The organism is Massilia sp. 9I (assembly GCF_902506415.1).
Taxonomy (GTDB): Bacteria; Pseudomonadota; Gammaproteobacteria; order Burkholderiales; family Burkholderiaceae_D; genus Telluria.
Genome location: NZ_LR733275.1, coordinates 5,174,729 through 5,193,844 on the forward strand (window position 1 = coordinate 5,174,729; position 19,116 = coordinate 5,193,844).

Here is a 19,116-nt window from a genome sequence, read left to right on the forward strand (position 1 = left end):
ATGAGCAAGTACGCGCCGCGCCAGTGGGCGCCGGACGAAAAGCCGATGCTCCCGGGCTCTCCTTCCACGCCTGCCCACCCGACACCGCTGCGTTTCGCCTACCTGGCCGTCGGCATCCTGATCACCATCACTGGCGGCCTCGGCAATGCCCTGGTGTCGGTCAACCTGATCAACCTGCAGGGCGTGCTCGGCGCCTATTCCACCGAGACCGCCTGGCTGCCGGCCGTCTACGTGATGACCAACGCCTCGATGAACCTGCTCTTGGTGAAGTTCCGCCAGCAGTTCGGGCTGCGCCTGTTCACCGAGTTCTTCCTGGTGCTGTACGCGCTGGTTACCTTCGCCCACCTGTTCGTCAACGACCTGGGCTCGGCCATCGCGGTGCGCGCGGCGCACGGCATGCTGGCGGCGGCGGTGTCGCCGCTCGGCCTGTACTACGTGCTGCAGGCCTTCAAGAAGGAGTGGCGCCTGCGCGGCGTGGCGCTGGCCATGGGCTGCGCCCAGCTGGCGCTGCCGCTGGCTTACATCTTTTCCAACGACCTGCTGCAGATCGCCGAGTGGCGCGGGCTGTACATGTTCGAGCTGGGCCTGGCCCTGGTCTCGCTCGGTGCAGTGCTGCTGCTCAAGCTGCCGCCGGGCGACCACTTCAAGGCCTTCCGGCCGATGGACTTCGTCACCTTCGCCCTGTTCGCGCCGGGCATGGCGCTGCTGTGCGCGGCGCTGAGCTTCGGCCGCGTGCAGTGGTGGTTCGATGCCCCCTGGATCGGCGTGGCGCTGGCCGCCTCGGTGTTCCTGCTGGCGGCGGCCCTGTGCGTGGAGCACAACCGCGCCAATCCGCTCTTGAACCTGCGCTGGTTCACCAGCGCCAACATCCTGCGCCTGGCGCTGTCGATGCTGCTGGTGCGCATCGTGCTGTCCGAGCAGAGCGTGGGGGCGGTCGGCTTCCTGCGCGCCGTGGGCCTCGGTAACGACCAGCTGCAGACTCTATTCGCCATCGTGCTGTGCGCGACCGTCGCCGGCGTGATCGTCTCGGCGCTGACGATCAACGTCAACCACCTGATGGCGCCGCAGGTGATCTCGCTGCTGATCATGGCGCTGGGCGCCTGGATCGACGCTCACGCCACCAATCAGACCCGCCCGGAACAGATGTACCTGAGCCAGAGCCTGCTCGCCTTCGGCGGCACCCTGTTCCTCGGGCCCCTGGTGATTTCCCTGATCGGCACCGTGATCGCCAACCCGGCCAACCTGATCAGCTTCTCGGTGCTGTTCGGCCTGACGCAGAACCTGGGCAGCCTGCTCGGCTCGGCCCTGGTCGGCAGTTTCCAGATCGTGCGCGAGAAGTACCACTCTTCGATCATTGTCGAACACTTGAGCAGCCTGGACCCGCTGGTGGCCAGCCGCATCCAGGCCGGCGCCGCCGCCGTCGGCCAGCTGGTCGCCGACCCGGCCGCGCGCACGCGCCAGGGCGTGGCCTCGCTGGCCGCGACCGCCACGCGCGAAGCCAACATCCTGGCGTACAACGACGTCTTCCTTGTCCTGTCGGTCCTGGCCGCCGCCAGCGCCGTCTGGATCTTCCTGCACGCCGTCTGGCTGCAGTACTTCTCCGCCCCGAAGGCCGTGCCGGCGCCGCCGCCGCCCGGGGCGCCTCCGCCACCCGAACCCGTGACAGACTGATATGGCCGAACCATCCACATCCCCCGCCAACAAGCGCTCGCGCCGCATCCTGCTCAGCGCCCTGACCTTCGGCGCGATCGCGCTGGCAGGCGTGCTGCTCGTGCTCTACGCCTGGAAGCTGCCGCCTTTCCGCACCACCCTGGAGGCGAGCGAGAACGCGAAGGTGGCAGGACAGGTGACCATCATCAGTCCGCAGCTCTCCGGCTACGTGGTCGAGGTGCTGGTGCAGGACTTCCAGGCGGTGCGCAAGGGCGAGCTGTTGATGCGCATCGACGACCGCATCCCGACCCAGCGCCTGGAGCAGGCGCGCGCCGAACTGGCCACGCGCCGCGCCGCGCTCGAGAACTACGCGCAGACCAATCGCAGCGCACAGGCGACCATCGAACAGAACCAGGCCACGCTGGCCTCAGGCGAAGCGCAGGCGCGGCGCGCCGAGGCCGACTTGCGGCGCGTCGAGGAACTGGCGGCCGACGGTTCGCTGTCGGCACGCGAACGCGACGCCGCGCGCGCCACCCGCGCCCAGGCCGTTGCCGCGCGCGACCAGGCCAGGGCAGCGCTCGAGATCGCGCGCCAGGGCTTGCGCTCGGTGGGCGTGAGCCGCGCCTCGCTCGAAGCCGCGGTGGCGAATGCCGAAGCGGCCGTGCGCCTGGCCGAGATCGACTTGTCGAATACCCGCATCCTCGCCCCGCGCGACGGTCAGCTGGGGCAGGTGACCGTGCGCCAGGGCGCTTTCGTGAATGCTGGCGCCCAGCTGACGGCCCTGGTGCCGGACGCGCTCTGGGTCATCGCCAACATGAAGGAAACGCAAATGGCCGACGTGCGCCTAGGCCAGCCGGTGAGCTTCACGGTGGATGCGCTGAACAACGCCGCCTTGCGCGGCCACGTGGAACGGATCGCACCGGCGACCGGCTCCGAATTCTCGGTGATCACGCCGGACAATGCGACCGGCAACTACGTCAAGATCGCCCAGCGCATCCCGGTGCGGATCAGCATCGACCCGAACCAGCCGCTGGCGCAGCGCCTGCGGCCCGGCATGTCGGTGGTGGCGACGATCGACACCGCGTCCGGGAATAGGGAAGCGCGATGAGGAAGGCGCTTCTGTTTGCACCGCTGATGCTGGCCGGCTGCGCCATGGCGCCCCAGCCGGCGCCCGCGCCGACCCTGCAGCTGCCGGCAGCCTGGCGCAGCGCACCCGCAGCCAATGGCATCGTTGCGCGTGACTGGTGGCAGGCTTTCGGCGATCCGCAATTGAACGCGCTGGTTGCGCGCGCACTCGACAGCAACGGCGACCTGCGCATCGCCCGTTCGCGCCTGCAGGAATACGGGGCGCGCGTGCGCGTGGCCAGCAGCGCCGAAGTGCCGTCCTTGAACCTCTCCGTCGGCCCGACGCGCGCCCGCGCCATCGGTCCGCTCGGCCAGCCGGTGGAAGTCACTTCGGTCACCGGTGCGGTGCAGGCGGCGTATGAGCTCGACCTGTTCGGACGCCTGGCCAGCACCACCGCGGCGGCGCGCTTCGACGAGCTGTCGCAGGAAGCCGCGCTCGATGCGGCGGCGCTGGCGGTGGCGGCGAATACGGCTTCCGGCTACCTCAATCTGCTGGGCCTGGACGCCCAGCTCGCGCTGGCGCGTGCGACGCTGGCCTCGCGCGAGCGTTCGTTCGCGCTGGCGCGGCATCAGTTCGAGGTCGGCTACAGCTCGCGCCTGGAGATGTCGCAGGCCGAGGCCGAGCTGCGCGCCACCGCCTCCGTGGTGCCGCAGCTGGAGCGTGCGATCGCGCAGCAGGAGCAGGCGCTCAATCTCCTGGTGGGCGCCAGTCCCGGGCCGGTGGCGCGCGGCGTGCCGCTGCTGGAGCTGCGCATGCCGACGCCCGCACCGGGACTGCCGTCCGAACTGCTGCGCCGCCGTCCGGACATCGCCCAGGCCGAGCGCGCCGTCGCAGCGAGCGACGCCAGCCTGGCGGCAGCGCGCGACCAGCTGCTGCCGTCGATCCGCCTGACGGCTTCGTTCGGGGCGCAGGGCCACAGCCTGGGGAATCTGCTGCAGTCGCCCACTGCCTTGTGGAGCATCGGCGGCAGCATCCTCGCGCCGCTGTTCGACGCCGGCCGCCTGCGCGCCCAGGCCGAGATCGCGGGCACGGTGCGCGACCGCGCCGTCTATACCTACGAAAACGTGGTGCGCGGCGCCTTTGCCGAAACCGAGAATGCGCTGGCCGGCATCGATGGTCTGCGCCGCCAACTGCTTGAAGCGGAAGCGCGCCGCACGGCGGCAAACGAGGTGCTGCGCGTGGCGCACAACCGCTACGCCAACGGTTACGCGTCCTACCTGGAAGAGCTGGACGCCCAGCGCAATGCCTTCAGCGCCGAGAACACGGTGCTGCAGCTGCGCGCCAGCCTGCTCGCGGCCCACGTCGACCTGTACCGCGCGTTGGGTGGGGGATGGACATCAGCACGATGAACGAGGTGTCAACGAAACGCGCGCGCTGCGCGACCTGCCTGCGCGCGCAATCGGCCTGCATCTGCCAGTGGATCACGCACGTCGTGCCACGCGCGGCGCTGCTGGTCCTGCAGCATCCGCTGGAGGTAAGCAATGCCAAGAACAGCGCGCGCCTGCTGCACCTGAGTGTGGTCGGCAGCGCGCTGGCGGTGGGGGAAGTCTTCGATCCGGCCGAGCTGGATGCGCTGCTGCATGCGGACGGCCGGGTGCCGGTGCTGCTGTACCCCGATACCCCGGAGGACGCCAATCTCCCCGCGTCGCCGCCGTTCGAAGAGATGGATGCCGGCAAGCTGCGGCTGGTGGTGCTGGACGCCACCTGGCGCAAGAGCCGCAAGATGCTGTACCTGAATCCAGCGCTGCAGCAGCTGCCGCGGCTGGCGCTGCGCGATGTGGCGCCGTCGAATTATCGGATTCGCAAGGCGCATGCGCCGCACCAGCTATCCTCGCTGGAGGCGGCCGCCCTGGCGCTGGCCCAGCTGGAAGGCAGGGGCGCGTCCTTCCAGCCGCTGCTGGACGCCTTCGAGGGCTTTGTGGAGCAACAGGCGGCCTTCGTGCCGCACTTGAATTCAGACTGAGCTAGGCGTAAGATACTGTATAAATGTACAGTATGGAGCCGACGTGCCCGACCGCCCTCTAGAGAAGCAGCGCCAGCCCGTGGACGAGCAGCCCATGCTCGGCCCGCGTCCGCTCGCCGCGCGCAAGGGGCGGGGCGCGGTGTCGAACCTGCAGGGCAGGTACGAAGTCAACGGCCGCGAAGAGTTCGACGACGGCTGGGAGCGCGACGAGGATGAAGCCTCCACGATCCGCACGGTCGTGACCGACGAGCATGCCAAGAGCATCCTGAGCCGCAACGCTTCGCCCGACGTACCGTTCAACGTCTCCCTGAATCCCTACCGCGGCTGCGAGCACGGCTGCATCTACTGCTTCGCGCGGCCCACGCACAGCTACCTCGGCCTGTCGCCGGGGCTGGACTTCGAAAGCCGCCTGTTCGCCAAGGTCAACGCGGCCGAGCTGCTGCGGCGCGAACTGGCCAAGCCCGGCTACGTGCCCGAGCACATCGCCATCGGCGTCAACACCGACGCTTATCAACCCTGCGAACGCGAGCTGCGCCTGACACGCGCCGTGCTCGAAGTGCTCAGTGAATGCCAGCACCCGGTTGGCCTGATCACCAAGTCATCGCTGATCGAGCGCGACATCGACCTGATCGCGGCCATGGCCGCAAAAAGCCAGGCCTGCGCCGCGATTACCCTGACCACGCTCGACCCGGAGATCTCACGCACGCTGGAACCGCGCGCGGCCGCACCGGCGCGCCGCCTGCGCACCATCCGTACGCTCACCGAAGCCGGCATTCCCGTGAGCGTGAGCGTCGCGCCGATCATCCCTTTTGTCACTGAACCGGAAATCGAACGCATCCTGGAAGCGGCGCGCGACGCCGGCGCCGTCGGCGCGCATTACACGGTGCTGCGCCTGCCATGGGAAGTGAACCCGCTGTTCCAGGAATGGCTGCAGGCGCATTTTCCCGACCGCGCTCAACGCGTGATGAACCGTATCCGCGACCTGCGCGGCGGCAAGGACTACGACAGCGACTTCAGCAAGCGCATGCAGGGGGAAGGCATCTGGTCCGACCTGATCCGGCAGCGCTTCACGAAAGCGGTGGACCGGCTCGGAATGGGCGAATATCGCGGCCGCTTCAGCCGTCTCGACGGTTCGCAGTTCCGCAAGCCGCTGATCGTGCCGGCGGCGCCCGGCAAGGGTAGCGGGAAGTCGGCGGGGCAGCTGGACCTGTTCTAGGAAGCAGCCCCGCGTAAGCATGTGGCTTACTGCTTCTTTTCGATCTTGCTGTGGATATCGTTTAGCATCATCAGTGCCGCCGAGCCGTAGAGCTTGTGGTACTCAGCTTCCATCAGGCCGCTCGAAATCACCGGGTCGGTATCGACGTAGCGCTTGGCTTCCTCGATGTCTGGCGTGGCGATGACGAAGATGCCACGACGGCCTTCCTTGCCATCCAGGGGGCCCGCCAACACCAGCTTCTTCTCGGTAGCGAGCCGGCCCATGTTGGCGAAATGTCCCTGGAAGATCTTGTCGCGCTCGGCCTTGTCCTCGATTTTCTTGGGGCCGGTCTTGAGGATCACGAACACGTAGGGACGCATGCCGCGCTCGTCGGCGCCCAGCGACTTGGCCAGCGCGGCGTCGTATTGCGGCGCCGGTTCGGCCGGCTTGGTCTGCGCAGCGGCAGGCTGCATGGCGAACAGCAGCGCGCTTCCCAGCACCATCAACATGTTGGTGGACATTCCCGGTCTCCTGTTATGGCGCGCTTGCTGGCCGCGCGTGTTATCGGCAAGCCGCCGCGCGCGGCCTGCATCTACCGGGATTCTACAAGCTTCATACCCACAGGCGGTAGATCCAGAAGGACTCGTCCTCGATGTAGCGCTTGGCGAATTCGGTCGGCGGGAAACCGCAGATCTGGCGCGTGACGCGGCTCAGGTGGGCCTGGTCTGAAAAGCCTTCGTCCAATGCCAGCGTGGCCCAATCGAAGGGCTGGCCATTCTCGTAGCGGTCGCGCGCCGCGAAGAAGGCGCCTTCGGTGCGGGTCAAGGATTGCCACTCGCGCAGCGAGCGTCCGCTGAAGGACTTGATGCGGCGCTCGACCTGGCGTTCGCTGTGCGTGCTGCGCCATTCGTAGGCCTTCCACGCCAGCTGCTGGACCCAGTGCCGGCCCAGCTGGCGCAGCGACGGCCCGCTCGACGTTCGCCCCTGCAGCGCGCGCCAGCGCTTGCCCAGCTGCTCTTCCAGCACGCGCATGGCGGCATCGTCGTCCGGGGCCGCCAGCAGGGCGTCGAACAGCGGCTGCCAGTCCGCGCCGAGCACCGTATCGGCGGGCACGAAGCGGTCCTGCACCGCGGCGAGATCGATCCCGAACAGGGCCTGCGCCGCGTCCGGCAGGAAGCAGGCCATGTAGCCACGGCCAGTGGTCGGTGCCCAGGTGACCAGGGAATGCGAGTGGCTGCCCGAGATCGTCACGCGCGCGCCGAACGGATGCCAGCCGCGCGCATCGACACGGCCCACCTCCATGTCGTGGTACCAGGCCAACGTGACGATGGTGGAGGCCGGGAAGTGCGACAGGCGCTGCGCATCGCTCAAGTCGAGGTGCAAGGTGTCGCGGCTGACGAGTGCCATCATCGCGCCCTGCAGCGCCGGCGGCGCCAGGTAGAGGCGGTCGCGCGGGGTCTTACCCTCGGTGCATGCGCGCGGTCCGCGTGCGAGCGGATTGGGGGCGGGATGCCGGTGGTCGTGACTGTCGGGGGCCATGAGCCAGCAGTATAGGCATGCTATGGCGGACTGTCGATGTCGTTTGCGTTCAAGACGCGAACCAGCAGACGGCGAAGAATAGGGGCCATGAACACGACCAACTCCTCCCAATGTCCTTTCCATGCGAGCGGCATGCCGTCCGCTTCCAGCGACCCTGTGCCGGCGGCGCATCCACCTGGCGCCTGGCCGCCGGGCCCGCCCTCCGGCCTGACCGGCTGGGGCCTGCTGGTGCACATGGCGCGCGGCCTGCCGGCGGCACTGACCGGCTGGCGCCAGGCCTACGGCGACCTGGTCCACCTGCGCATGTGGCCGGAGCACCAGCTGGTGGTGAGCGATCCGGCGCTGGTGCGCGAGCTCCTCGTCAGTCACCACGGCGCCATCGTACGCTGGGAACGCGGCATCGAGATCTTCTCCTACCTGCAGGGCAACAGCGTGCTGATCGCGGAGCAGGAACCGTGGGCCGCGAAGCGCCAGGCGCTGCAGCCGGCCTTCGCGCCGAAGTCGGTCAAGGGCTTCGTGGCGACTATCGCGGCGGCCGCAGGCAGCGCCATGGAACGCTGGCAGCCCGGCGCGGCAATGCCGATCGAAAGCGAGCTGACTTCGCTGGCGATGGACGTCATCATGCGCATGATGTTCTCGGGCGAGATCGGCGGCGAAGCACGCGAGATGGAGGCGGCCGTGCACCAGGCGCTGGTGACCGGCAATGCCGAGATGTTCTGGCCGGCCAGCGCCCCGGACTGGCTGCCCTGGAAGCGCCACAAGCGCCGGGTGCGCGGCCTGCTCGCCGGCCTGATCGAGCGCCAGATTGGGGCGCGCCTGGCGATGCCGCAAGATGACTGGCCGCTTGATCTCTTGAGCCGCCTGCTGGAGCTGCACCGCGCCGATGCCGCGGCCTGGCCGCTGGCGGCGGTACGCGACGAGTGCATGACGGCCTTCCTGGCGGGGCACGAGACCACCGCCGCGAGCCTGAGCTGGTGGGCCTGGTGCATGGCATCGCATCCCGAGGCGCAGGAGAAGGCGCGGCAGGAGGTCGAGGCGGTGCTCGAAGGCAGAATACCGGATGGGGAGGCGCTGCCGCGGTTGGGCTACCTGGCGCAGACGCTGAACGAGACGATGCGCCTGTATCCGGCGGCGCCGATCCTGATGAGCCGGCGCGCGACGCGGGCCTTGACGCTGGGCGGCTGGCAGATTCCGGCTCGGACGATGTTCATGATTCCGGTGTTCCTGATGCACCAGGATGCGCGCTGGTTTCCGGAGCCGCAGGCGTTCCGGCCGGAGCGCTTTGCGCTTGACGCGCCGCCAATTCCACGCGGGGCCTTCATGCCCTTCGGGACCGGTCCGCGGGTGTGCCTGGGGCAGCACCTGGCGCTGGCGGAGATGACGGTGATAGCGGCGATGCTGTTGCAGCGTTTCGCGCTGGCGAAAGGGGAAGGGCAGAGGGAACCAGAGGCAGTGTTGAATATTTCGTTGCGGCCGAAAGTGCCGTTGAAGCTGGTTGTTCGTAGGGTGGTCCGGGCCACGAATGGTGGCTGCGCCGACCGCGCGTTCAAAACATAGTAATGCTGCCTGCGCGGCTGTTCATCGTCTAAATGAATCCGCGGCCGGCCGGCGCCGACGGCCGCATCCGCAAATGGGTGGGCCTGAACGTCGAAGTGAGCTAGAGCGCCAGCAGGTGACGCTCGATCGCGTGCACGTGCGCGTCGTGCTTGCCGAGTTCGCGCAGGGCGCGCGCCAGCTCCAGCAGGTACTCGCTGTTCGGGCCGCTGGGGCCGCGGGCGCCGGCGATCTGGCGCGCGATGTCCTCCTCGCTGGCCGGGCCCAGGTAGGCTGCGTTATCGATGGTGGCGATGTAGACGATGCCCTCGTGCACGCCACCATCGTCGAAGGTGATGTCGGTGGCCAAGCGCAGGTAGCCGTTCTTTTCGCGGTGGTCGAGGTGGGCGAATTCTTCCGGCGTGACGAGGTAGGCCATGCCGTGGCAGGTCGCGCCTTCCTCGGGCACGAGCGTCACCACGCGGCCGGGCGCGCTTTCGGTGCCGCGGTGATCGTGCGAGCCCTGCCAGAAACGGCGGCTCCAGCCCTGGATGCTGGCGGGACGGCGTTCGATGAAGGGAAAATCGGCCTTGAAGATCAGGGAACCGTAGCCGAACAGCCAGACGCTGTCGTGGCTGTCGAAACGGTTCATCTGGCGGTTGATCTCGATGGTATTCAGGGACATCGGGGGAAGTGGCGGAAGAAGATGTGCCCTATTTTACGTTTTCACGAAGCCGTCGAGGAATGCGATGAAGCTTTCCGCAGCAGGCGCCGGTGAGCGTCCCTGCCGCGTATAGATGAAGAAGCGCCGGCTCAGGACCGGCTCCTCCAGCGGCCGCATCACCAGCCCGTACAGCGTCACCAGCGGCGCCGCGTAGGGCATGCACACCGTGACGCCCAAGCCCGCTGCCGCCATCGCCAGCGCCGTGGTCATGAAGGTCACTTCGTTCGCCGGCCTGACCGGCACCTCGCGCAGGGAGGCATGCACGTCTTCCAGCAGGCGCTCGGTGAACTGCCCCTGCAGCGAGATCAGCGGATAGCGCGCCACGTCCTTCCAGGTGACGCGCGCCCGCTGTTCCAGTTCATGCCCCTTCGGGAACACCACCGCGAACGGCATCTCGAACAGCAGCCGCGCGTCGAGCGGCGGGGCCGGCTCGCGCTCGGGACCGATGCCGAAGTCGGCTTCGCCGGACAGCACGCGCGCGATCACGCTTTCGACCGCGGTGTCGCCCAGGCGCACGTCGATGTCGGGATGTTGCGCGCGGTAGGCGGCGATCACTTCCGGCATCAGGGTGCAGGACAGCAGCTGGGGCGCTGCGATGCGCACGACGCCTTTTTTGAGGCTGGTGTGCTCGGCCACGTTCGCCAGCGCGCCGTCGAGGTCGTCGATCATCTGGCTGAACAGCGGATACAGTTCCTTGCCGATATCGGTGAGCAGGGCGCGGCGCGTGCTGCGGTCGACGACCTTGGCGCCCAGGGTCTGCTCCAGCTCCTTGATCAAACCCGAGAGCGCCGATTGCGTGACGTGCATCGCTTGCGCTGCGAGCGTAAAGTTACCCGTCTTGGCCAGGGCCACGAACGCGCGCATCTGGCGCAGAGTTGGATTCATAAGATTATCTAATAAATCGAGCGAAAAATACTGTTTGAATGATAGTGCGTTTTGCTCTTTAATGGCGAAAAGCAAACACTCAGCAAAGGAAACGCCATGAAACTCGCCTCCCTCAAGACCGGCGGCCGCGACGGCACGCTGGTCGTCGTCAGCCGCGACCTGGTCACCTGCCAGGCGGTCCCCAAGATCGCGCGCACGCTGCAGTGCGCGCTCGACAACTGGAACGAATGCGCGCCGCAGCTGCAGAAGGTGTACGAGCGCCTGAACGCGGGCACCGCCGACAAGGCCGAATCCTTCATCGAGGAGGAATGCCATTCGCCGCTGCCGCGCGCCTACCAGTGGTGCGACGGTTCGGCCTACATCAACCACGTCGAGCTGGTTCGCAAGGCGCGCAATGCCGAGGTGCCGGAATCCTTCTATTCCGATCCGCTGATGTACCAGGGCGGCTCCGATTCCTTCGTCGGCCCCTGCGACCCGATCGCCGTGCTGTCGGAAGACTGGGGCGTGGACCTGGAAGCCGAGGTGGCGGTGGTCACTGGCGACGTGCCGATGGGCGCGACCGTGGAGGAGGCGGCTGGCGCGATCCGCCTGGTGATGCTGGTGAACGACGTCTCGCTGCGCAACCTGATCCCGAACGAGCTGGCCAAGGGTTTTGGTTTCTACCAGTCGAAACCGGCCAGCGCCTTCTCGCCGGTGGCCGTTACGCCCGACGAGCTGGGCGATGCCTGGGTGGATTCCAAGCTGCACCTGCCGATCCTGGTCACGCTCAACGACAGCCCCTTCGGCCGTCCCAACGCGGGCGAGGACATGACCTTCAGCTTCGCCCAGTTGGTCGCGCATGCGGCCAAGACACGCGAGCTGGGCGCGGGCACCATCGTCGGTTCCGGCACGGTGTCGAACAAGCAGGGCGGCCTGCACGGTTCCAGCATCGAGAACGGCGGCGTCGGCTACTGCTGCCTGGCCGAAGTGCGCATGTACGAAACGATTGAGCAGGGCAAGCCGAAGACCCCCTACCTGGCGTATGGTGACACCGTGCGCATCGAAATGGTCGACAAGGACGGCGCCAGCATCTTCGGCGCGATCGACCAGGAAGTCGCGCGCTACCATCGGAGGCACGCATGAAGCTCTACACCTATTTCCGCAGCTCGGCCGCGTACCGGGTGCGCATTGCGCTCAATTTAAAAGGCCTCGACTATGAGGCGGTGCCGGTGCACCTGCTGCGCGACGGCGGACAGCACCTGGCGGACGACTACCTGTGCGTAAATCCGAGCGGCCTGGTGCCGGCCTTCCAGGACGACGAGATCACCCTGACCCAGTCGATGGCGATCCTCGAGTACCTGGAAGAAGTGCACACCATGGTGCCCCTGCTGCCGAGGGACGCGATCGGCCGCGCCCGCGTGCGCGAACTGGCCCAGATCATCGCCTGCGACATCCACCCGATCTGCAACCTGCGCGTGCTGAAATACCTGGTGCGGCACCTGGGGCAGTCGGACGAGGCGAAGATCGACTGGTACCGCCACTGGGTGATCGAGGGGCTGCGTTCGCTGGAAGCCCACCTGGAGCGCAATCCGGGCACGGGCAGCTTCTGCCATGGCGACACGCCGACCATCGCCGACTGCTTCCTGGTACCGCAGGTGTTCAATGCGCAGCGCTTCGATATCGACATCACGGCGTATCCGACCATTGCGCGCATCAATGATTTGTGTGTGGATTTGCCGGCGTTCAAGGCGGCGCATCCGTCGCAGCAGCCGGATGCGGAGTAGGCTGAGCTGCGAACGTCAACTTGGGTCCCGGCCTGCGCCGGGACGACGGTTTTAAGGCCAACACATCAAGCACGTCATCCCGGCGAAGGCCGGGATCCAAGTTCTCCCCCCCGCAGCCACTAACGTGGCCTCAATGCCGCGTCTCCGACCGATCCGGCTCCGACGGCGACGAAATCTCATCCAGCGCCCCTTCCGCCGCCCCCTGCGTCTTGGTGGCGATATCCCCCAGCGACACGATCCCCACCAACTGCTTGGAGTTCTCGTCGATCACCGGCACGCGCCGGATCTGCACGTCGCCCATCTTGTCCAGCACCTCGTCGATGTCCTGGTTGCTGTAGCAGGTGCGCACGTCGGTGCTCATCACGTCGCCGACGAAACACTGGTCCGGCGACTGCCCGGCCGCCACAGAGCGCACCGTGATGTCGCGGTCGGTGATCATGCCGACCAGCCGGTCTCCGTCGCACACGGGGATCGCGCCGACGTTGAGGTCATCCATCATCTGCGCCGCGCGCTGCACGGTCTCCTTCGGAGAGATCGTTTGCACATTGGGCGTCATCACTTCACGAATCGTTTGCATGGCTGTCTCCTGCATGGTTGGTCGAAATGAAGAAAAATCATGCCTTGAAATGCCAAAGGCGGACGCTAGATTGACGGTGGGAACCAGCTACAATCGCGCCTCCTGTCGACTTGTACTTCCGCCATGTCCAATCACCCAATTCCAGCCCCCATACTCGCCGCCCTCGACCGTGCCGACGCCTCCTGGCGCCCGATCCTGGAAGCCGGCCTGCAGGCAGTCGCCAGCGCCGATCCTGCCTACCTGCCGGCGCTGGCCGCCGACGACTACCTGCCGACGGAGTGCCGCATCTTCGCCGCCTTCGCCCAGCCATTGGAGAAAGTGAAACACGTACTGGTGGGGGAGGGCCCGTACCCGCGCGCCGAAAGCGCGACCGGGGTCTGCTTCATGGACGGGGCGGTCGGGGAGCTGTGGTCGGAAACCGGCCTGTCGAAGCCGGTCAACCGCGCCACTTCGCTGCGCAACTTCATGAAAATGCTGCTGGTGGCAAACGGACAATTGCAGGCAGAAGACACTGGCGGCAGCGCCATGGCCCCGGTGGCACAGCAGGCGCGCACGCCCGGCTCGGGCGTCACCCAGACCCTGGCCCAGCTCCAGGACAGGCTGCTCGGCCACGGCTTCCTGCTGCTGAATGCAGCCCTGGTGTTCCGCAAGCACGTCCCGCCCGCCATCGATGCGCGCGCCTGGCAGCCTTTCCTCCAGACCGTGCTTGCGGCCCTGGCAAGCCAACCGCAGCCGCCGACCCTGGTCTTGTGGGGCAAGATCGCTGAACAATTGAAAAAGCTGCCGGAAACGGCGCGCCTGCCGCAGATCCATGCCGAGCACCCGTATAACCTTTCCTTTATCCAGCACAAGGGTATGCAGGAGCTATTTGGACCGATGGAATTGCTGCGCCTGCGATAGGCGGCGGAAGTGAAGGCGGGGGAGGGGGCAGGCCCCGCGGTTTTGGGGGCCTCCAAGACAAGCGAGTCAGGATTTGCTATACTTGACTAAATCATTCAACTAATCGGGTTATTCAATAAGCGACATCAACAGATTGTTTGTTGCGCCGCACCGATGTTTGGATAAGAGCAATATTTTAACACTAACCGGGGTTGTGATGCGTCTGACCACCAAAGGCCGTTTTGCTGTTACCGCGATGATCGATCTTGCCCTGCGCCAGGGCAATGGTCCGGTTACGCTGTCGGGCATCAGCCAGCGCCAGGCCATTTCGCTGTCGTACCTGGAGCAACTGTTCGGCAAGCTGCGCCGCCACGAGATCGTCGAGTCGATCCGCGGCCCCGGCGGCGGCTATAGCCTGGCCCGCTCGGCCGACAAGGTGACGGTGGCCGACATCATCATCGCGGTCGACGAGCCGCTCGATGCCACCCAGTGTGGCGGCAAAGAAAATTGTCACGGCGCCGACGCTGCTTCCGGTACCCGTTGCATGACCCACGAACTGTGGACCACGCTGAACGCCAAGATGGTCGACTACCTCGATTCGGTCTCGCTGCAAGACCTGGTCGACCAGCAGAAGCAGAAAGAACAAAACGTCGTGGTGGTGCACCGTGCCGCCGCCAGCGCCGCCGTACAAAACTGAGTTGAAACCGGAGTAAACAGATGAACGCGCCTTTGGACAAACAAACCGAGCAGAGCTTCGTGACTGCGCCGCATTTCCCGATCTACATGGATTACTCGGCGACGACGCCGATCGATCCGCGCGTGGCCGACAAGATGATTCCCTACCTGCGCGAGCAGTTCGGCAATCCGGCGTCGCGCAGCCACATGTACGGCTGGAGCGCCGAAGCGGCGGTCGAGGAAGCGCGCGCCAACGTGGCGGCCCTGGTGGGCGCCGATCCGCGCGAGATCATCTGGACCTCGGGCGCGACCGAATCGAACAACCTGGCCTTGAAGGGCGCTGCCCAGTTCTACAAGACCAAGGGCAAGCACATCATCACGGTCAAGACCGAGCACAAGGCCGTGCTGGACACCGTGCGTGAACTGGAGCGCCAGGGTTTCGAGGCGACCTACCTCGAGCCGCAGGATAACGGCCTGATCACCGTCGCCCAGCTGGAAGCCGCGATCCGTCCGGACACCATCCTGGTCTCGGTCATGCTGGTGAATAACGAGATCGGCGTGATCCAGCCGATCGACGAAATCGGTGAACTGTGCCGCTCGAAGGGCATCATCTTCCACTGCGACGCCGCGCAGGCGACCGGCAAGGTCGAGATCGACCTGAACAAGACCAAATGCGACCTGATGACCTTCACCGCGCACAAGACCTACGGCCCGAAAGGCGTGGGCGCCCTGTACGTGCGCCGCAAGCCGCGCGTGCGCCTGGAAGCGCAGATGCACGGCGGCGGCCACGAGCGCGGCCTGCGTTCGGGCACGCTGCCGACCCACCAGATCGTGGGCATGGGCGAAGCCTTCCGCCTCGCCAAGGAAGAGATGGCGTCGGAACTCGCACGCGTAAAAGCGCTGCGCGACCGCCTGGCCAAGGGCCTGCTGGAGATCGAAGAGGTCTACATCAACGGCGACATGGACCACCGCGTGCCGCACAACCTGAACGTCTCGTTCAACTACGTCGAAGGCGAGTCGCTGATCATGGCGATCAAGGACATCGCCGTGTCCTCGGGCTCGGCCTGCACCTCGGCCTCGCTGGAGCCGTCCTACGTGCTGCGCGCCCTGGGCCGCAGCGACGAACTTGCGCACAGCTCGATCCGCTTCACCATCGGCCGCTTCACGACCGAAGAGGACATCGACTTCGCCATCGACCTGCTGAAGTCGAAGGTCGGCAAACTGCGCGAACTGTCGCCGCTGTGGGACATGTTCAAAGAAGGGATCGACTTGAATTCGATCCAATGGGCAGCCCACTAATTCAAGAACACTAGGAGCATCAAAATGGCATATTCGGACAAAGTACTGGACCACTACGAAAACCCGCGCAACGTCGGCGCTTTCGACAAGGGCGACGATGCGATCGGCACCGGCATGGTCGGCGCGCCGGCCTGCGGCGACGTGATGAAGCTGCAGATCAAGGTCAACGACCAGGGCCTGATCGAAGACGCGAAGTTCAAGACCTACGGCTGCGGTTCGGCCATCGCATCGAGCTCGCTCGTGACCGAATGGGTCAAGGGCAAGTCGCTGGACGAAGCGCTGGCGATCAAGAACACCCAGATCGCCGAAGAGCTGGCGCTGCCGCCGGTGAAGATCCACTGCTCGATCCTGGCAGAAGACGCGATCAAGGCCGCCGTGGCCGATTACAAGGCAAAGCACGCCGAGAAGGCGTAATAGTTAGCACAGACTGGAGCAAGCGTAATGGCAATCACCCTGACTGAAAAAGCCGCGAAGCACGTCAACCGTTACCTCGAACGCCGGGGCAAGGGCATCGGCTTGCGCTTCGGTGTGCGCACGACCGGCTGCTCCGGCCTGGCCTACAAGCTCGAGTACGTCGATGATGCGACCCCGGACGACAAGGTCTTCGAGTCGCACGGCGTGAAGGTCTTCGTCGACCCGAAAAGCCTGCCCTACATCGACGGCACCGAACTGGACTTCGCGCGCGAAGGCCTGAACGAAGGCTTCCGCTTCAACAACCCGAACGTCAAGGACAACTGCGGCTGCGGCGAAAGCTTCCGCATCTAAGGGAGCATCCAAGCCGACTATGCAGAACCACTTCGAGCTGTTCCAGCTGCCCGCCACGTTCGCGGTCGACGGCAATGCGCTGGACGCGGCTTACCGCGAAGTCCAGGGCCGCGTGCACCCGGACCGCTTCGTCAACGCCACCGACGCCGAAAAGCGCGTCGCCATGCAGTGGGCGACGCGCGCCAACGAGGCCTACCAGACGCTGCGCAATCCGCAGAAGCGGGCGCAGTACCTCTGCGAGCTCAACGGCGTCGACTTGCAGACCGAGTCGAACACGGCGATGCCGCCAGCCTTCCTGATGCAGCAGATGGAATGGCGTGAGGAGCTGGAAGAAGCGCGCGCGGTGAAGGATGCGGGTGCACTGGATGGGCTCGACGCCCAGGTGCGTCGCGAACGCAAGGGGATGCTTGAGCAGGCCGGCAGACAGCTCGATGCCGGCGACTATCACGGCGCGGCGCAGACCGTGCGCGCCCTGATGTTCCTCGATAAATTCGGGGAAGAGGTACAGTACGCGTTCGAAGCGATCGACGCGTAAGGGATGTCCGTTTCATGCGCGGGGTCGTTTGTGCCGATGGCATGAACGGCCCCGCCCACATGGCAGCACAGAAAAATAAACAGGTAACACGACAATGGCACTACTCCAAATCGCCGAACCCGGCATGTCCACCGCCCCGCACCAGCACCGCCTGGCGGTCGGCATCGACCTGGGCACCACCAACTCGCTGGTTGCGACCGTCCGCAGCGGCAGCCCGGAAGTGCTGAGCGACGAGGACGGCCGTTCGCTGCTGCCATCGGTCGTGCGTTATCTCCCGAACGGCAACGCCAACATCGGTCACAAGGCCCAGGCCTGCCAGACCCAGGACCCGAAGAACACCATCGTCTCGGTCAAGCGCTTCATGGGCCGCGGCCTGAAGGACATCGCCCACGCCGAGAACCTGCCGTACGATTTCGTCGACGCACCCGGCATGGTCCAGATCAACACGGTCGCCGGCGTCAAGAGCCCGGTCGAGACCTCGGCCCAGATCCTGGCCACGCTGCGCCAGCGCGCCGAAGATTCGCTCGGCGACGACCTGGTCGGCGCCGTGATCACCGTGCCGGCCTACTTCGACGACGCCCAGCGCCAGGCCACCAAGGACGCCGCCCAGCTGGCCGGCATCAATGTGCTGCGCCTGCTGTCCGAACCGACCGCCGCCGCCATTGCCTATGGCCTCGACCACGGCAAGGAAGGCGTCTACGCGGTCTATGATCTTGGCGGCGGCACCTTCGACATCTCGATCCTCAAGCTGTCGAAAGGCGTGTTCGAAGTACTGTCCACCGGCGGCGACTCGGCCCTGGGCGGCGACGACTTCGACCACCGCCTGTTCTGCTGGATCAACGAGCAGGCCAAGCTGGCACCGTTGTCCGAGCAGGACACCGCGACCCTGATGGTGAAAGCGCGCCAGGCCAAGGAGCTGCTGTCGACCAATGAAGAAACCACGATCGAAGCGATCCTGAAATCGGGCGAGATCGTGCAGGTGACCATCACCGCGCACACCTTCGCCGAGATCACCAAGCACCTGGTCGGCAAGACCATGAATGCGATCCGCAAGGCGATGCGCGACGCCGACGTGAGCGTCGAAGACGTCGACGGCGTGGTCATGGTGGGCGGCGCGACCCGCATGCCGCACGTGCGCCGCGCGGTGTCCGAGTTCTTCCACACCATCCCGCACGCGAACATCGACCCGGACAAGGTGGTGGCGCTGGGCGCCGCCATCCAGGCCAACCTGCTGGCCGGTAACCGCGCCGAAGGCGACGACTGGCTGCTGCTGGACGTGACCCCGCTGTCGCTCGGCATCGAGACCATGGGCGGCCTGGTCGAAAAGATCATCCCGCGCAACTCGACCATCCCGTGCGCACGCGCGCAGGAATTCACCACCTTCAAGGACGGCCAGACCGCACTGGCGGTGCACGTGGTGCAGGGCGAGCGCGAGCTTGTGTCGGACTGCCGTTCGCTGGCGCGCTTTGAGCTGCGCGGTATCCCGCCGATGGCGGCCGGCGCTGCGCGCATCCGCGTGACCTACCAGGTCGATGCCGACGGCCTGCTGTCGGTGTCGGCGCGCGAGACCCGCTCGGGTGTGGAAGCTTCGATTACTGTGAAACCGTCCTACGGCCTGGGCGACGACGAAGTGGCGCGCATGCTGCAGGACTCGTACAGCTCGGCGCAGGGCGACATGCAGATGCGCGCGCTGCGCGAAGAGCAGGTCGAGGCCGAGCGCATCCTGCTGGCCACGCAATCGGCGCTGGATCTGGATGCCGAGCTGCTGAGCGACGCGGAGCAGGACGAAGTGGCCAAGCTGGTGCACGGCGTGCGCGACGCAGTCCATCGCTCGAACGACACGTCGATCGAAGCAGGGCAGCGCCAGGACGGGCTGCATGCGGCGGTCCAGGCACTGGCCCGGGGCACCGAAGAATTCGCGGCACGCCGCATGGACAAGAGTGTCCGCAAGGTCCTGGCGGGCAAGTCGCTGGACGAGGTCTAAGCGTTATCTATAGGTAGGGTGGGC

20 protein-coding genes are annotated in these 19,116 nt (G+C 66.2%); 15 read left to right on the top strand and 5 right to left on the bottom strand.

The features are described from left to right. The 5 genes from GV068_RS23155 to GV068_RS23175 all read left to right on the top strand — a co-directional run bounded on the left by GV068_RS23155 (window position 1) and on the right by GV068_RS23175 (window position 5,955). The gene (locus GV068_RS23155; protein WP_159703554.1) at window positions 1-1,671 is read left to right on the top strand and encodes an MFS transporter; all 1,671 of its coding nucleotides are present in this window, start codon (window positions 1-3) and stop codon (window positions 1,669-1,671) included. A gap of 1 nt (window position 1,672) precedes the next feature. Beyond that, window positions 1,673-2,758, top strand: a complete 1,086-nt coding sequence (locus tag GV068_RS23160; RefSeq protein WP_159703557.1) for an HlyD family secretion protein — start codon at window positions 1,673-1,675, stop codon at window positions 2,756-2,758. Next, window positions 2,755-4,125, top strand: a complete 1,371-nt coding sequence (locus GV068_RS23165; RefSeq protein ID WP_159703560.1) for an efflux transporter outer membrane subunit — start codon at window positions 2,755-2,757, stop codon at window positions 4,123-4,125. The genes GV068_RS23160 and GV068_RS23165 overlap by 4 nt, the downstream gene beginning before the upstream one ends. Then, window positions 4,122-4,739, top strand: a complete 618-nt coding sequence (locus GV068_RS23170) for a tRNA-uridine aminocarboxypropyltransferase (protein WP_159703563.1) — start codon at window positions 4,122-4,124, stop codon at window positions 4,737-4,739. Before GV068_RS23165 ends, GV068_RS23170 begins: the two co-directional genes overlap by 4 nt. 94 nt (window positions 4,740-4,833) lie before the next feature. Continuing rightward, on the top strand, window positions 4,834-5,955 hold the full coding sequence (locus tag GV068_RS23175) for a PA0069 family radical SAM protein (RefSeq protein WP_159705468.1): 1,122 nt from the start codon (window positions 4,834-4,836) through the stop codon (window positions 5,953-5,955). Window positions 5,956-5,981: 26 nt separating this feature from the next. Here the strand turns inward: GV068_RS23175 and GV068_RS23180 are convergent, their stop codons facing one another. Continuing rightward, complete coding sequence (locus tag GV068_RS23180; RefSeq protein WP_159703566.1) at window positions 5,982-6,455, bottom strand: YciI family protein; 474 nt, start codon at window positions 6,453-6,455, stop codon at window positions 5,982-5,984. A 91-nt stretch (window positions 6,456-6,546) separates the two neighbouring features. Then, window positions 6,547-7,473 (bottom strand): AraC family transcriptional regulator, encoded by a 927-nt coding sequence (locus tag GV068_RS23185; RefSeq protein ID WP_159703568.1) that lies wholly within the window; start codon window positions 7,471-7,473, stop codon window positions 6,547-6,549. Window positions 7,474-7,560: 87 nt separating this feature from the next. On the opposite strand from GV068_RS23185, the gene GV068_RS23190 reads away from it, so the two are divergent. Next, on the top strand, window positions 7,561-9,030 hold the full coding sequence (locus GV068_RS23190) for a cytochrome P450 (protein ID WP_159703571.1): 1,470 nt from the start codon (window positions 7,561-7,563) through the stop codon (window positions 9,028-9,030). A 100-nt stretch (window positions 9,031-9,130) separates the two neighbouring features. On the opposite strand, the gene GV068_RS23195 is transcribed toward GV068_RS23190, so the two are convergent. Both GV068_RS23195 and GV068_RS23200 read right to left on the bottom strand, forming a co-directional pair. Next, window positions 9,131-9,691, bottom strand: coding sequence for a gamma-glutamylcyclotransferase (locus tag GV068_RS23195; RefSeq protein ID WP_159703574.1), 561 nt, complete (start codon window positions 9,689-9,691; stop codon window positions 9,131-9,133). A 33-nt stretch (window positions 9,692-9,724) separates the two neighbouring features. Then, complete coding sequence (locus GV068_RS23200) at window positions 9,725-10,615, bottom strand: LysR family transcriptional regulator (RefSeq protein WP_159703577.1); 891 nt, start codon at window positions 10,613-10,615, stop codon at window positions 9,725-9,727. Window positions 10,616-10,711: 96 nt separating this feature from the next. Between GV068_RS23200 and GV068_RS23205 the strand changes: the two genes are divergently transcribed. Next, the gene (locus tag GV068_RS23205) at window positions 10,712-11,737 is read left to right on the top strand and encodes a fumarylacetoacetate hydrolase family protein (RefSeq protein ID WP_159703580.1); all 1,026 of its coding nucleotides are present in this window, start codon (window positions 10,712-10,714) and stop codon (window positions 11,735-11,737) included. Next, complete coding sequence (gene maiA, locus GV068_RS23210) at window positions 11,734-12,378, top strand: maleylacetoacetate isomerase (RefSeq protein WP_159703583.1); 645 nt, start codon at window positions 11,734-11,736, stop codon at window positions 12,376-12,378. Before GV068_RS23205 ends, maiA begins: the two co-directional genes overlap by 4 nt. Window positions 12,379-12,508: 130 nt before the next feature. Here maiA and GV068_RS23215 read toward each other — a convergent pair whose 3' ends face one another. Further along, on the bottom strand, window positions 12,509-12,955 hold the full coding sequence (locus GV068_RS23215; RefSeq protein ID WP_201303340.1) for a CBS domain-containing protein: 447 nt from the start codon (window positions 12,953-12,955) through the stop codon (window positions 12,509-12,511). Window positions 12,956-13,078: 123 nt separating this feature from the next. Here GV068_RS23215 and GV068_RS23220 point away from each other — a divergent pair, with 123 nt between their 5' ends. The 7 genes from GV068_RS23220 to hscA all read left to right on the top strand — a co-directional run bounded on the left by GV068_RS23220 (window position 13,079) and on the right by hscA (window position 19,092). Next, window positions 13,079-13,855 carry a uracil-DNA glycosylase gene (locus GV068_RS23220; RefSeq protein WP_159703586.1) on the top strand — a complete coding sequence of 259 codons (777 nt, stop codon included), beginning with the start codon at window positions 13,079-13,081 and terminating at the stop codon, window positions 13,853-13,855. Window positions 13,856-14,051: 196 nt separating this feature from the next. After that, window positions 14,052-14,531 (top strand): Fe-S cluster assembly transcriptional regulator IscR, encoded by a 480-nt coding sequence (gene iscR / locus GV068_RS23225; protein WP_159703589.1) that lies wholly within the window; start codon window positions 14,052-14,054, stop codon window positions 14,529-14,531. A 20-nt stretch (window positions 14,532-14,551) separates the two neighbouring features. Then, window positions 14,552-15,808: an IscS subfamily cysteine desulfurase gene (locus tag GV068_RS23230; protein WP_159703592.1), complete on the top strand. Its 1,257-nt coding sequence runs from the start codon at window positions 14,552-14,554 to the stop codon at window positions 15,806-15,808. A gap of 24 nt (window positions 15,809-15,832) precedes the next feature. Next, window positions 15,833-16,222, top strand: coding sequence for a Fe-S cluster assembly scaffold IscU (gene iscU / locus GV068_RS23235; RefSeq protein WP_036213867.1), 390 nt, complete (start codon window positions 15,833-15,835; stop codon window positions 16,220-16,222). 27 nt (window positions 16,223-16,249) lie between these two features. Further along, window positions 16,250-16,573, top strand: a complete 324-nt coding sequence (iscA, locus tag GV068_RS23240; protein ID WP_159703595.1) for an iron-sulfur cluster assembly protein IscA — start codon at window positions 16,250-16,252, stop codon at window positions 16,571-16,573. Between the two features lie 19 nt (window positions 16,574-16,592). After that, window positions 16,593-17,108 (top strand): Fe-S protein assembly co-chaperone HscB, encoded by a 516-nt coding sequence (hscB, locus tag GV068_RS23245; RefSeq protein ID WP_159703598.1) that lies wholly within the window; start codon window positions 16,593-16,595, stop codon window positions 17,106-17,108. Window positions 17,109-17,202: 94 nt separating this feature from the next. Further along, entirely contained in the window at window positions 17,203-19,092 is a 1,890-nt protein-coding gene (gene hscA, locus GV068_RS23250) for a Fe-S protein assembly chaperone HscA (RefSeq protein WP_159703601.1), read from the top strand. Window positions 19,093-19,116: the final 24 nt, after the last annotated feature.